Origin of the sequence: Bradyrhizobium sp. PMVTL-01, from assembly GCF_051861855.1 — a bacterium.
In the GTDB taxonomy this organism is placed as follows: domain Bacteria; phylum Pseudomonadota; class Alphaproteobacteria; order Rhizobiales; family Xanthobacteraceae; genus Bradyrhizobium.
In genome coordinates this window covers 2,940,192-2,954,091 of record NZ_CP193982.1, presented here as the reverse complement: position 1 = coordinate 2,954,091, position 13,900 = coordinate 2,940,192, and the positions used below count along the sequence as shown (strand labels likewise).

Annotated in this window: 13 protein-coding genes; 2 read left to right on the top strand and 11 right to left on the bottom strand. The window is 62.9% G+C overall.

The features are described from left to right. Nucleotides 1-139 precede the first annotated feature (139 nt). From ACRQ5Q_RS13470 to ACRQ5Q_RS13435, 8 genes are all read right to left on the bottom strand, one after another. Nucleotides 140-1,336, bottom strand: coding sequence for a glycosyltransferase family 4 protein (locus ACRQ5Q_RS13470; protein ID WP_439398238.1), 1,197 nt, complete (start codon nt 1,334-1,336; stop codon nt 140-142). Continuing rightward, nucleotides 1,329-2,261, bottom strand: coding sequence for an NAD-dependent epimerase/dehydratase family protein (locus ACRQ5Q_RS13465; RefSeq protein ID WP_439398236.1), 933 nt, complete (start codon nt 2,259-2,261; stop codon nt 1,329-1,331). The genes ACRQ5Q_RS13470 and ACRQ5Q_RS13465 overlap by 8 nt, the downstream gene beginning before the upstream one ends. 3 nt (nt 2,262-2,264) lie before the next feature. Beyond that, on the bottom strand, nt 2,265-3,116 hold the full coding sequence (locus ACRQ5Q_RS13460; RefSeq protein WP_439398234.1) for a class I SAM-dependent methyltransferase: 852 nt from the start codon (nt 3,114-3,116) through the stop codon (nt 2,265-2,267). After that, complete coding sequence (locus ACRQ5Q_RS13455; protein ID WP_439398233.1) at nt 3,106-3,711, bottom strand: acyltransferase; 606 nt, start codon at nt 3,709-3,711, stop codon at nt 3,106-3,108. The genes ACRQ5Q_RS13460 and ACRQ5Q_RS13455 overlap by 11 nt, the downstream gene beginning before the upstream one ends. 40 nt (nt 3,712-3,751) lie before the next feature. Next, nucleotides 3,752-4,840: a glycosyltransferase family protein gene (locus ACRQ5Q_RS13450; RefSeq protein WP_439398231.1), complete on the bottom strand. Its 1,089-nt coding sequence runs from the start codon at nt 4,838-4,840 to the stop codon at nt 3,752-3,754. A 3-nt stretch (nt 4,841-4,843) separates the two neighbouring features. After that, nucleotides 4,844-6,682, bottom strand: coding sequence for an asparagine synthase (glutamine-hydrolyzing) (gene asnB / locus ACRQ5Q_RS13445; RefSeq protein ID WP_439398229.1), 1,839 nt, complete (start codon nt 6,680-6,682; stop codon nt 4,844-4,846). A gap of 3 nt (nt 6,683-6,685) precedes the next feature. Then, entirely contained in the window at nt 6,686-8,185 is a 1,500-nt protein-coding gene (locus ACRQ5Q_RS13440; RefSeq protein ID WP_439398227.1) for an oligosaccharide flippase family protein, read from the bottom strand. A gap of 746 nt (nt 8,186-8,931) precedes the next feature. Continuing rightward, entirely contained in the window at nt 8,932-9,105 is a 174-nt protein-coding gene (locus ACRQ5Q_RS13435; RefSeq protein WP_439398225.1) for a hypothetical protein, read from the bottom strand. 315 nt (nt 9,106-9,420) lie between these two features. Between ACRQ5Q_RS13435 and ACRQ5Q_RS13430 the strand changes: the two genes are divergently transcribed. Beyond that, nucleotides 9,421-9,675 (top strand): hypothetical protein, encoded by a 255-nt coding sequence (locus ACRQ5Q_RS13430; RefSeq protein WP_439398224.1) that lies wholly within the window; start codon nt 9,421-9,423, stop codon nt 9,673-9,675. 102 nt (nt 9,676-9,777) lie between these two features. Here the strand turns inward: ACRQ5Q_RS13430 and ACRQ5Q_RS13425 are convergent. Together ACRQ5Q_RS13425 and ACRQ5Q_RS13420 are read right to left on the bottom strand one after the other, a co-directional pair. Further along, nucleotides 9,778-10,726, bottom strand: a protein-coding gene (locus tag ACRQ5Q_RS13425; RefSeq protein ID WP_439398222.1) for an IS630 family transposase whose coding sequence is annotated in 2 segments (ribosomal slippage) — nt 9,778-10,389 and nt 10,391-10,726 — 948 coding nt in all. Because the reading frame shifts where the segments join, the coding sequence is not laid out codon by codon here. Between the two features lie 637 nt (nt 10,727-11,363). Continuing rightward, nucleotides 11,364-12,611: an acyltransferase family protein gene (locus tag ACRQ5Q_RS13420; RefSeq protein WP_439398220.1), complete on the bottom strand. Its 1,248-nt coding sequence runs from the start codon at nt 12,609-12,611 to the stop codon at nt 11,364-11,366. A 200-nt stretch (nt 12,612-12,811) separates the two neighbouring features. Here ACRQ5Q_RS13420 and ACRQ5Q_RS13415 point away from each other — a divergent pair, with 200 nt between their 5' ends. Next, nucleotides 12,812-13,096, top strand: a complete 285-nt coding sequence (locus tag ACRQ5Q_RS13415; protein ID WP_439398219.1) for a hypothetical protein — start codon at nt 12,812-12,814, stop codon at nt 13,094-13,096. An 11-nt stretch (nt 13,097-13,107) separates the two neighbouring features. On the opposite strand, the gene ACRQ5Q_RS13410 is transcribed toward ACRQ5Q_RS13415, so the two are convergent. Beyond that, on the bottom strand, nt 13,108-13,443 hold the full coding sequence (locus ACRQ5Q_RS13410; protein WP_439398217.1) for a hypothetical protein: 336 nt from the start codon (nt 13,441-13,443) through the stop codon (nt 13,108-13,110). Nucleotides 13,444-13,900 lie beyond the last annotated feature (457 nt).

The window sequence follows — 13,900 nt, the reverse complement described above, 5'->3', positions numbered from 1 at the left end:
CACTGCTGCCCCTGTGGCAGGTGCAGAGAGCCCAATGGCGTTGATGGAAAGCATGGCTACGACTGCGACACGTTATTACCCGCACCTGCTAACATTGCGACATCAACTTGTAAACATCGCTGCCCCGGGCGAGTCCGCCCTATCGATCGGGCACGGCAGTCTGGCTGACCCGTGACTCCATCACATCCCGCGTCAGTCGGACGAAATCCGCAACGAACGCACCTACGCGCTGATCGAGGTTCGGCAACAAGTCGCGAACGATCGTCGGCCCCGAGGTTTGCACGACGTGCGACATGTGATCGGCCAGCGCCGCGGCGTCGCGGATGCCGAAATATCGCGCGCTCCCCTCGGTCTGTTCGCGATGGACATCGATGTCGGACAGGATCATCGGGACACCGAACGACTTTGCTTCCTCGACCGTCGTGCTCCACCCCTCGCACTCCGAAGGGTTTATGAGAGCCATCGACGTGCGCAGGAGCGCGTAGACATGATCCAGCGGAATCATCCCGAGATGCTTGAAATTCGTCTCGAGACCGCGGGACCTGACCTGGCTCGTCGTCCTCTCGAAGAGATCGGGTTCGCGGGCGTCCCGCGTGCTTCCGGATGCAGCGACGACGACGTCGAGCCCGCGGCGTTTCAGCAGATCGAGCGCATCCACCACGATCTGGTGGTTCTTGTGCCGCCAAAACTGGTTCGGAAGGTAGAAATACCGGGGAGGAAGGCCATATTGTGCGATCACGTCGAACGGCTCGGTGGCGAGCAGGCCCGGCGGCGGCTCGGTCGCGAACCGCACGACCGAAACACCGTTCGAAATGCCCGGATAGAACCTGTTGAGATCGCCGAGCGCGCTGGCGCTGCTTACCATGATGTGCCGGCCCGACGCGATCTGGACCCGAAAGCCGACATCACGCCGCCAATACGCGCTCCTGGAGAAGAGATGCGGCAGCAGGCGATGCTGGAAATCCGGAAACCACGCGATCGCCGGGAGCGGCAGGCGCCAGCCGAAGAAACGCGCGGATTCGAACACCATGTCGATGCCTCGGGCGCGGAATGCGGCCAAGGCCGGCCCGTCGCGTCCGAGTGCGAGCGCACCGAGGAGCCGGGCCCCGGCGTGATCGAACGCCGGCGATTGAACCACCTCCACGGCTGCAATGCTGGGGAACGTCGCGAGCTCCCCGGGATCGTCCCTCGTTCCGGCGAACAGCACCGGTGCGATCGTTCCGGGACTGTAGCGGTGCAGGGCGGCGAAGAGATTGCGTTGGTAGTTGTGACCACCCGCCCACAGGCGGCGTGGAATGTTGGTGAACGCGACCCGGAGCGGCGCGCGCTCAGGCACGGGCGAGGCTCCTGAACCATTCGACGTAGTCGGCGAGACCGCGCTCCAGCGCAACGCGCCAATCGAAATTCATGCCGCGCAAGGCGCTGTCATCCGCCAGCAGGCTCACCGGGTCGCCTGGACGCGCCACGCCGGAATAGCGCACGATGGTCTGGCTTCCCCAATTCCGGATCAGGCCGCCGGCGATGTCGGCCACGCTCGTGCCCCGTCCCGAGCCGCCATTGATCACCTGAAAATCATCCTGGCGTACCTCCTCGGCAACGCGCACCAGCAGGCGAACGACGTCGCGAACGTCGGTCCAGTCCCTGATCTCGGCCCCCGTCCCTCCCAGATCGAGCGACCGCGCCTCGCGGCTCAGCCGCGAACAGATGTCCCAGAGAAGCTGCTTGCGAAGGTTCGGACCGTAGACCGAGAACAATCTCACGACGGTACAGCGGATGCCGAAGCTCCGGGCATAGCTGCGGCAGAGCTCCTCCATCATCATCTTGTGATGGCCATAGGGCGACATCGGCGCCAGCGCCGCGCTTTCGGCGATGGGACCCGCATGGTCTGCGCCGTAAACCGCCGCGCTCGACGCCACGACCAGCCGGCTCTCGGGCGCAAAGCTTCGAAGCCATTCGAGCAGACGCGCCGTGCTGGTCACGGTCCGCGAGAAGTCCTCGAACGGGCGCGCGATCGACAGTGCGACGGACGATCCGCCGGCCAGATGGAAGACCTGCGCCGGCAGTCCGTGGGTGGCGGCGAGCGCGTTCAGGTTCGCCGCATCGACCTCGCCATTGATCCATGTCTGCAATCCGAGCGCCCGCGCATCGGCCGGATCGAGCGCACCGTGACCGACGCCATGCACTGCGCGCCCGCTGCCTGCCAGCTCGCGCACGAGATGGCGGCCGATGAACCCGTTCGCACCGGTGACCCACACGGACATGATCTAGACCTTGCGACAGACGAACGAATAGAGCCGGCCGGGCCGGTGGTCAAAGCGCTCGGCGAGCGAGAGCAGGGACGCGAAGACACGCCGCGAAGCAAACGCGGCGCGCCACAGCGGACCGACCGGAATCATCCGCGTCAGTTTTTCGACGACCGCGGATCGCAGCGTCTCCGGCGTGTACGGGAACAGATTGATCGGATTTTGCAGCGGAGCCAGGGTCTCGACGTTGGCAAAGCCGGCCGACTTCAGCGCACCGGTATAGCGGTCGAGCAGGTAGGCGTGCTCGCCCCCGTAAAGGTGATGCAGCGGGTGCTGGTCGAGAAATTGCTGAAGATCACTCTCCTTGCTGATCACGTGTTCACGGGCGGCGATCAGCATGCCGCCGGGGCGAAGCACGCGAAACATCTCGCGGCAAGCGCCATCGAGGTCGCGGGTGTGATGCAGCACGGCGCGCGCGAAGACGAGATCGAATGTCGCGTCGGCGAACGGCAGACGCTCGGAGAACTCCTCGACCACCTGGATGGGCAGCTGCGCCCGCGCCGCTAGATCGCGAATTGCCGCCGCACCGACGATCGCGCTGCCGTCGGGTTCGAGCGCAGTCACCACGAATCCGCTGCGCGCCAGCGCGTAACTGGCGATGCCGCGGCCGGCGCCGACATCGAGCGCGGAGCCGGTGCGACCGGCCAGAAGCGTCGAGACCGCTTGCCATTCGGAGCTTTGAAAATAGCGCTCGGCGGCCGAGATCAGCGGATCGTCATAGAAGGCGTCACGCACGAGTTGCCCCTGATCCGGCTGATTGCGCAGCCAGACCACGGCTTCCTCCCACGTCGTGAATTTCCGGTCATCGCTCATCGGGCCGAAGCTCCCTGACCAGCACGGCCGGATTTCCGGCCACGATCGAGAAAGCCGGCACGTCCTTGGTGACGACAGCGCCGGCCGCGACCACCGCCCCTTGTCCGACCGTCACTCCGCGCAGCACCATGGCTCCCGCGCCGATCCAGGCATCATCGCAGATCCGGACCGGGTTCTCGTCAAGCGAGAGTTTTCGTGGGTGGCCGGTCGTGAAAATCTGCCGGACCTGCGCATGCCGCGCGGCAGCTCCGATCGGATGGGTCAGACTGTCGAAGATGTTCGCTGAATGGGAAATCAGAACCCGGTCTCCGATCTCGATTGAGGCGGCGGACCAGATCCGCGTCCCCTCCCCGACAAAGCACCATTCACCGATTCTGATCTCGCCCCCATGCGCGAAGGTCATGAGCTCGCCGAGGATCTGGCTATGGGGGCCGACGACGATCTTGTCGGAGGCGCCGCAGATGTTCCGTATCCTCGCACTCGCACCGAGCACGGCTCCGGCATCGAGACGGCAAGTTGCACGACCGACCATTCGCTGGACCAGGTAGTCGGCATTGCGGCCGGTGAGCCGCTGAATCAGGAAGTTGAGGTTCATGCAGTCAACAAAAGTCGCGTCAACCCGGACGCTAGCACGGTTAAACGCGTCCGACGAGGTCGCCGAACTGCTTCCATTGCACGTCCTTGCGGTAGATGTCCCGGATGCGGGCTCGACCGCGCGCGGCGATCTCCGCCGCCCCGGGCCAGTCCTGCAGGCTGCGCGAAATGGCCGCGACGGCCTGGTCCGGCGTGTCGTAGGTCTCGATGGTCACGCCCTCCTTCATGCCTTCAGGATATTCGCCGGCGTCGGAGACGAGCAGCGCGCCGCATCCCATCGCCTCGAAGCAACGCATATTGCCGCGATCGGTGCCGGCCATGTCGATCGCGCCGTTGAGCACGATCTTGGCCGAGCCCAGCAATTCGTAAAGTTCTCTGCCGAACACAGGCGGCTGGGCGATGGCGGCGATGGCATCCGGGCGGCGGTGCCGCCGCAGCGGCAACAATCGCCCGATCGGGCTTTCCGCGAGCCTGGTCAGGCGCGATGCGTCGAGGCAAAAGACGATATTGAGGCTGTCGGCGAGCTGCGCGACCTGCTCCAGCGTGCGCGCGCGCGTGCGATGGTGCCGCGAGTAGCCGCCGGCGAAGGCGACGTCGACAGGACGCTCGCCGTGGCCATACTCGTCCATCACCGGATCATGCGCCGGAAAGAAGGATTCGACCCGGCATCCCCTGCGGCGCCAGATATCGAGGATCGAGGGAGCGTTGCCGAGCACGGCGGCATAGGCCGTGAAATCGGCGTTGCCCGACGGCGCGGCACGCCAGCACAGCGCCTTCCTGACGCAACCCGGCAGCTTGGCAACGAACGCGCTCGGGTAGCGCACGGGATCGAGATTATAGAACACCTCGGCGGCATGGTGCTCGATCTGTGCGAGCAGGATCGCCTCGAGCGTCGGCTCCCCCTGCATGCCCTGCTCGCGCGCCCAGCGGCGCTGCAGGACCTCGTCGTCCCCATTGGTGAAGAAGGCCTCCGGCGATCCGTCGAGCACCGGTTGGAGAAAGTGCGATGCGCCGAAACGGTCGTGCAGAAAGACGGCCCGCCGCTCCGCGAAGCTCTGGGTGTTCGCCGCGAGCCGGTTCAACCGCGCCAGATAAGAGGGGTAAAGCGCGCTATTCTGGAACAGACGCATTGCTTACGCGTGCCTCGCCAACATCCATTTCATGTTCAGGTACGGCCAGATCCGACCGACCGTTTCCCAGTCCCACGACTTCGACGCCGTCAAGTGGCTGACCGTCGAGCGTAGAGTCGCTTCATCCACCAGCTCGGCAAACGCCGGCACCTTGCGATCGAGCAGGTCGGCCGTCCAGCCGGCCAGCGGCCCGTTCAGCCATTCCGGCATCGGTGAATTGAAGCCGACCTTGCGGCGCGCGGTGCGAATTGATTCAGGCATCAGGTTGGCCATCGCCCGCCGAGCCACCGCCTTGGTATAGCCCTCCGACGACTTGCTGCTTTCCGGCAGCGCCATCGTGTAAGTCACCAGGCGCCAGTCCATGAAAGGCATGCGGACTTCTACGCCGTGCGCCATCGAGAGACGATCGAAGTTGCGCAGGATGGTGGGCAGCACGGTGCTGTGGAACATGCGGTAGAGGCGCTTGTTCAGGCCGCCCCATTCACGCGGTAGCACGTCGTCCTCTGCCGCCAGCGCAAGCGGGGCGGGAAGATTGCCGAGGCCGCCGCGCAGAAAATACATGCCCCGATGCCTGAGAGCCAACGCGCGCAGGACATCCACGCCGCGCCGGGCCAGCGCCGAACGCGAAGCGAAGTCTTCAATCGCGTTCCGGAGTCGAAATGCGCCTGCCTGTCCCTGCTGCAGATAGGCCCCCATCAACTCGTCCGCACCGTGACCGTCCAGCGACACCGTCACGTTTTGCTGCCGCAACTGCCGATAGATCAACCATATGGCGCTGGGCAAGGAGATATAGACGTCATCGAGATCGTCGAGAATTTGATCGAGGTCGGTGAGCGCATCGCCCTGTCCGATTTCGAGGAAGGTGGGCTCGACCTTGGCCCAGGCGGCGGCCTCCTCTGCCATCGGCCGCTCGTCGTTCACGGCGCCGGGAAACGTCGCGACAAAGGCGTGGCGCCATGCCGTGCTGTCGCGCGGACCCATGCCCGCCTTCTCGTGGGCGGCCATGGTGCAGATCACCGCCGATGAATCGAAGCCTCCCGACAGGCACGTTCCGATGGGCACATCGCTGCGCATGCGCAGGGCGACGGCATCCTGGAACAGTTCGCGAAAGCGGGCCACGCGTTCGGCTTCGGTTGCCGGCGCGGCCGGCAGGTGATCCACGGTCCGCCACCAGCGCCTGACGCTGACCTTGCCCTGGCGCAGCCACATGCAATGGCCGGCCTGCAGACGGCAAACCTGCCGAAACAGGGTGCGGTCACTTCCTTCGATCCCGAAAGCGTCGAGCAACAGCCGCCGCGCGACCTGCAGATCGACCGAAGCATCGATCAGTCCGCTCCGCACCAGCGCCCGCTGCTCGGATGCGAAGACAAATCGCTCCGGCGATATGGCATAGAGCAGCGGCTTGATGCCGAAGCGATCGCGCGCGAGAAACAGTTCGCCGCTGCTCGTGTCGAAGATCGCCAGGGCCCACATGCCGTTGAAGCGGGACAGCATGTCTTCCCGCCAGGCCTGCCACGCCGCCAGGATCACTTCGGTATCGGACTGGCTGCGGAACACCGCGCCCTGCGCCTCGAGTTCGCGGCGCAGCTCGAGGAAGTTGTAGATCTCTCCGTTGTACACGATGACGTGGCGGCCATCCGCGGACAGCATCGGCTGATAGCCGCCGTCGCCGGGATCGATGATCGCAAGGCGACGATGGCCGAAGGCGAGAGTCCGGTCCGGGCTGAACCACGTTCCTTCACCAAACGGACCACGATGCGCGATTAGGCTGGTCAGCCGCGAGAGGTCGGCCGGCTCGACCGCATTGCCGCGCAGATTGACGATGCCTGCTATTCCGCACATGTTCTAGACGGCCTTGAGGGGAGAGAAGCGACTGACAATCGAACGAATATCCTGCCAGCACGCCCTTCGATACGGACCCAATTGCGAGGCGGCAACCGCGACGACGAAGATGATCGCGGCCGTCAGTGCGGAGACCACGCCCACAGACCACCAGGACGGCGCGAGGCGCAGCGGAGCACGATCGAGGCCATACCGCACCGCCAGCGCCGTCGCGATCCCGACGCCGAGCGGCATCAGCACGCAATGCACGACGCGCGACCCCATGTCCGCGAAGTCGGAACTGCGGCGCAGCAGGAAGACGATGGTCACCAGCTGCGCGACCATGCCGGCGCACGTGCTCCAGCCTGCGGCGTGCCATCCGAAACGTGGCAATACGACCGCGCTGGCAGCCAGCGTGGCGATGCCCGTGACCAACGCGATGAGCGCGTTGTAGCGCGAACGTCCCTCCGCCAGCAGGTAAAAGCTGAACACGTTCGCGCTCGATCCGAGGATGCCGGCGATCGACAGGACGACAAGCACCCGCGCGGCCTCGGCCGCGACCTCCGCGCCGGTCCAGACATGCAGCAGGGGACCTGCCACCGGGATCAATGCGCCGAGGGCGGTTGCGGCAAGGACGTTCAATATCCATGACGATCGGAACAGCAGATCGACCTTGCGATCTTCGCTCTCCTTTTGCAGCGTGCTGAAGAATGGAAACAGGATCTCACCGACCTTGAGGATGCCGATATAAGTTGCCTCCTGCAGGCGCTGCGCCACGCCATAGAAACCGACAAATTGCGGTTGCAGCAGCGCGCCAAGCAGATATCGATCGGCCTGCCCCGCAAGCAACGCGCCGCCCTGTGCGGCCACCTGCCAGATGCCGAACCCGGCGAGCCTCGCGAAGGCATGGCGATGCAAAGCCGGCGGTGCGAGCCATTGACCGATTGCGCCGAGGGCCCAGGCCACGGCGATCAGCAGACCGGTCGCAAATCCCAGCGCCTGACAGCCAAGAAACGTCGACGCATGGGGCCAAACGGGGATCAGCACGAGCATCGAGAAAGTCGAGACGACGGTGCTGGCAATGCCGACCGAGGCAATCCGGCGATAGTCCTGGCGCGCAGTAAACAGGGCGATGAAGACTGCCGATACGCACTGACATAGCCAGCCAATGCCGGCCACAACGAACGCCCATCCGAGGTCATCGGCAGCCGGACCGGCCAGATGAAATCCGAGACGCGCAAGGGGGGCCCCAGCAACCAGAAAGAAAGCGCTGATCGGGCCACCGGCGCCGATCGCGAGCATCACCGCGGTCGCGAACAGGCGTCGCGCATCGTCACGATCGGATGGCTCCAACCGCTGCGCAAGCTCGCGCGCCGTCGAAAGCCCCAGCGCGTTGCTGAACACCAGCGCCGGTGCAATGCAGGCGGTGACGAGACCCGCCACACCGAAGGCAGCGAGGCCGAGGTGAACGATCACGAAAGGCAGGATCGCCAGGTTCAGCACCACGGCCACCAGGAAGGCCATCGCATTCCAGGCGGAGTTCCCCAACAGATCGGGTGGTCCTTTTCTCGAAGTCATGCCAGCCACCCGGCCGCACCCCCACCAAGCCTTTGCCACCTCGTCAATCAGGGTTCCCCCAAACAGCGCGAATTCGGGCTAGCAGTCAGTGCACAAATTGTCGATAGCTTGCGGAAGGCCAGTTCCGTCCGCCTGTCCCGGTCGCCCGGCAAGTGGCGCTGGCCTGTTTCCGAGCTCAGTGGCCTAGTTGATTTTGGAATGGCCTGTTTTGATTTGGAACCCCAAGAAAGATCAGAGCGTCGAACAAACGGCCCTCTTCGGTTGCATTCCTTGACTAAATCGCTCCGGGAAAGGGAACCCGGGCCCCTGGTGCGTCTAAAATGCCTACGGGTCAAAAAACTTATACGTAACATCCAACCTTCTCATTCGCGTAAGTAATTGATCCAGAAAGATATTTTTTAACAAGAGTGTCAGATGAGACCTTATTGAAACTTTACGGAGGTAAGCCCTATGCCGACCGTGATGAAAGACGGCGGCGTCGTCTCCCCTAACAAGGGAGGCTCTGCGGATCGCAGACGAAGGTAGGTATTTCGCGCAGAGGGATTTGCAAAATGAGTTTCCTCGCTCTTGGAAATGCCCCTGCGGGGTTATTTTCTTTTCTGGGCAATGACCCTGCGTGGCTCCGGTCGTTTCAATACCTTCCCCTAGATTCGATAATCCACAATTGTGGCAAACGTCACTGGCGTGAGTTGTCAGGCAAATCTGGCCGCAGCAGTCTGCGCGGGCCGCGCGATCGGCTTCACCGCGCCGACATCGACGCTCTCGGCGGGACTGCCGGCGTCGTCGGGCAGGAGATCGATGCGCGAGGAGGTGGCGGCCCAACTCGCGGCACTGCCCAGCACGGTCCACAGCGCAGCCAATCCCACCTAATTTCCTTGCAGGGAATTTCCTTGCCGGTCCCCTTCCGCAGGCCAAACGTAGGCCCGATGGGCCCGCCCATCAACCGCCTCGTGTCCACCCCAACTGCGGCGGACAGCAGCAATCCGGGTCCCTCCTGGATTGCAACGCGTAAAATGTTGCCCAGCAGCCACGTTCGCTGCGGCCGAAACAGGCAGGAACCCTGCACTATCAAACCTCCGTTCATTTGCGAGTCCATGTAAGGCCATGAAACCATGGCGCGCGAGCCGCGCTGCACGGCCGAGTTGCGTGTTTGCCTTGATCTTTTTTGACTTGAGAGCACGATGTCCGGACTGGAAATGGCGCGCAAGAGGATCGGACACCGGCTGCGGTCGGTGACGCGCCATTCGCTGGCGACCCTGCTGGCCACCACCGCGCTCGGCGTCGTCACCGCGCATGCCGTGGACGGCACCTGGACCGGCGCCAGCACCGACTGGACCGATCCGACCAACTGGTCATCCAATCCGAGCGACCGGACGGAACCGCGACCTTCACGAACACAGGCAGCGCGAGCATCAACAATAACGACGTTGTCGTGATTGGCACGGTGCAGTTCACGAACACTGCGCAGGCCGACGTGGTCACAATCGCCCGGCGATCTGGCTCGGTTGGCTGGGCGAGACCTGGTACACTAGAGCGTTTCACATTTTGATTGAAGCATAACCGGCGCTGGCGAAGTAGTTGGCGCATTCGCGAGGCTGGATGTCTTGGACGAGGTGACCGATATGGCGCCAAGTCTCCTCGATTGAGCGCTTCTGAGCTTGCCGCATCCAGTGTTTGATCTTGGAGAAGGCCTGTTCGATTGGGTTGGGGTCGGGCGAGTATGGCGGCAGGTACCAGAGTCTGGCGCCAGCAGCCTTGATCATTTGCCTGACGGCTTTCGACTTATGGCTTCCGAGATTGTCGAGAATGACGATGTCGCCTTCACGCAGGGTTGGCAGGAGAATGTGCTTTACGTAACCACGGAAGCATTCACCGTTGATCGGGCCATCGAAGACGCAGGGTGCCGTGAGTTGGTCATGGCGGAGCGCGCCGAGGAATGTGAGGGTACGCCAGTGACCGTGCGGAGCAAAGCCGCGCAGGCGCGCCCCTTTGGGTCCCCAGCCTCGCAAAGGGGCCATGTTGGTCTTGATCCAGGTCTCATCGATGAAGACGAGCCGGCCCGGATCGAGCCCGGCCTGCCAGGCTCGCCAACGCAAGCGCCTACGAGAGACGTCGGCGCGAGCCTGTTCGAGGGCGAACAGTGTTTTTTTTGAACCGCAGCCCTTCCCGGCGCAGGAACAGCCAGACCGCATTGTGTGAGACCTTGACCCCACGGGCTGCCAGTTCCGCCTTCAGACCATGCAGCGTCAGGTGCGGCGTCTGAGTGATCCGCTCGACGATGAAGGCGCGGTGCGGATCAAGCACAGGCTTGCGGTGACCACCCATCTTGCCAGGCGCTACCGAGCCGGTCGTTCGATAACGCTGTGACCACTTCACAACTGACGAGACAGCAACGCCAAACCGTTCCGCCACAGATCGGCAGCTCTCACCTTTGGCAACAGCGGATACCGCACGCTTACGCAAATCGTTGGAAATTGGTCGGACCATCGGATGCTGGCCTCCAGCCCAGCCAGCATCTTGAATCATATTCGTCCCAGACCCGGAATCCCTTCCGATTCAATAAATCCGTGAACCGCTCTAACTGGCTTGGCGGCTGGCCCGGCTAAGGCGCGGTGACAAGGCCGTCAGTGCTCGCGGCTCGGCGCCCATTCCAGCGCCCGCAGGCGGGCTTGGGCGACCTCTCCACGTGTCATCTTGGTGGTGACGGCATCGCGAATCCGGGCCCGCGCCTCGCGCGCCGGCGGGGGGCGCTGCAGCGGTCGACAGGTTGAGCCATTTGGAGGCCTCCACGATGTCCTGCGGCACGCCGCGCCCGGTCTCGAAGAGGAAGCCGAGATAGGTCTGCGCCGCCGCATTGCCGCGCTCGGCGAGCGGAATGAAGATGCGGGAGGCTCCGCATAGTCCTGGCACTGGAATGCGGAGACACCCTGACGGAGGGATTGAGCGGTAACGGTGCCAAGCGCCGCGGCACCGGTGCCGCGTCGCGAGGCCCAGAGCCGCAAGCCGCAGCGACCGGACCCAACGATTAATCCACACGGGGACGTCTCTCACTCTTCATCCGGTGTCCATCAACAGCCCCGCGGCAGATTATTCGGATCGCGTGATTGAATCCAGACCGCGACTGCTAGTCTCCAGCAGACGCTTTCGCCGCGGACCCAGTGCGCCACCCCCGCAACGGCCGACCGAGAGCCGCCTTTATCAGGTCCGACACGCGATGATAATGCCGTTCAAAAAGCAGCGCGAAAACAAATGCGAGGACGTTCGCCACGATGATTGCGAACAACGCCCGCCAGACGGTGTAGCCCGGCCAGACAGTGAAAATCACCCGCAGTATCGTGAGATGGACGAGGAAGAGCGAGAAGGAGTAATCTGCGGCGACAGTAATCAGCTTAGCCAGCCGAGGCGGTATCACGCGAACATGTTGCGACACTAGGACCAGGCTGAAGAACCACAAGACCAGCATGGGGTACTGCCGCAGGTTGGCATCGTCGCCCGGCGTACGCTCGATCAGCCACGTGGTCAGGGTGACGACGAAGGCGAGGCACCAGAACGGTATATTCGGCCGGTATTCGATCACGCGTCTCGCGACGTAGTAGGAGGCGAAGGCCATGAGCCAGAGCACGAATAGCGCCCGGTCGGTGCCCGGGATATTGGAGAAATAGGCGAGCGGCATGAAGGAAAATGGCGCGGCAACAAGGCAGCACAGCACAACGGTCTTGCCGCGGAGCAGAAAGTACATCGCGCCCACGAAGAAGTAGATGTGAAATTCAACCGCAACTGACGTCAGTTGCCCAGCCGTTCCAAACGTACCCACACTCAGACAGCAAGGCACGTTCTGCTGCATCAGCAAATTGCCTATGAACGTCTTCAAGTTGACCGGATCTGCGGCAATTTCAATGCCGCTCCAACGGAGAACTAAAGTTGCGAGGCCGATGGCCAAAATGGCCGGCAGGTAGGCCGTATAGATCCTCGAAAACCGCTCTATGCCGAAGTCGATGAGACCATAGGATGGCGACCTCGACTTGCTATCAAGAGTATAGGCAATGAGGAAACCGGACAGAACAAAAAACAACAAGACCCCATCAGTGGGAGCGTACGTCCTCCCAAGTCCTCCAAAGTTCCAGGCATGACCGATGCAAACCACTTGCGCGGCAACTGCTCTTAGGAGATTCAGGATGACGGAGGTGTCATTTTTCGCCTGGTCCAAGCTAAACATGAAAACGTCTATTCCCTCACCGTAGCGGCGCCGCTCTCGAAGCCAGTTTTGCTTGCCGGGTTTCAATCCCCGCCGAGGGCGGCAGCCACGCGCTACAGAGGAACGCCATGGCACCAGACCAAGCTTGTTGATGCAGATGTTCGAGCGAATGCGCACCCAGGCATCTGGCAGGGGCCTTGACGCCCCGACCAAGCCTAAACAAAGACGTCGCCCCATGCTAGCCCAGCGCTTGCGGCTGGCCAGTTCCAACGCTGGCGGAAGCGCGCCCTGGCGATCGGTCCTCTTGGCGGACCGGGGCCGGGGCCTCGCACGACAGTGGCGCCGCGGCGGCAATCGACAGATCGTGCCATCCGAACATGGACCCCGACAACGGGAAAAGGCTCCGGGCGGACGTCGCCCAGAGCCCCTGCATCAGTCGATGGATCAAGAAGATTACTTATAGCCGCCCGCCGACGATCTGGCGTGGTGTCCGTACCCTTGCCGCTGAGATCGCCATAGGACAGTACGTTGCCCACGGTGGCAGATCCGAAATTGTTGAGGATCATGGAGCGGCCGATGCGGATGTTCGCGGCACCACCCTGACCAACCCCGGTGCCGGCGCTGCCGAAGATGTCGCTATTGTTGACCTGAACGTTGGATGAGCCCTGGGCATTCAGACCGAAAAAATTCCTGTTGATGGAAGAATTGTTGATGAGCGCCCTGGCGCTTCCGCTGGGGTCGATGATGACGCCGATCCCATCGGACGCCGAACCGGTATGCGAGATGATGCTGCGCGAATGACCAGCAGTCCGTTCGCGTTCGAAAGGGTGAGAGAGACACCGGCGCTACCGGCGGCATTGAAATTCCTGATAAAGCTATGCGCGATGACAACCGAGGCAGCCTGGAGAACGGACGCCGCCGCATTGACGATGATGCCGTTGACGCCGGACGCCAGGACGCCGCCCACGACACCTTCGCAGTAGATCGAGATCGCCTTGGTGATGGTCACGGTGCCGAAGCCAGCCTAATCGAGACAAGTGATCTCGCCGCCCGCCGCCGTCTTCGAGATCGGGCCGGGGAACGTCTTTCTTCCTCCTGAGATGAAGCTGAGATCCCAGCTTGTTGCCATACACAAATCTTCGCCGCGGCCTGCGCGTCGCGCAGCCTTTCCGAATTTCGCGGAAGCTTCCCCCGCCGCCTTCGGCGCTCGAACACCTTGGTGTTTAAATGATTGGTTACGCAACGCTACCTGACAGAACGGAAACGGGCTTCTTGGCACATTCGCCTCGCGCAACTGCTGCGCGATAGCTTTCTTCGCGTCGGATCAGGCGAGGTTCAATTTTGACGGGTTTTTTTTATCCTTGAAAGTTGCCTTTGTCACCTCGCAGACGACGTCGGTCATCGATCGCGACTGCGGACGGCTCAAACGTCGTGTATGTCCCACCGTCGCGGCGCCACACGCAAGC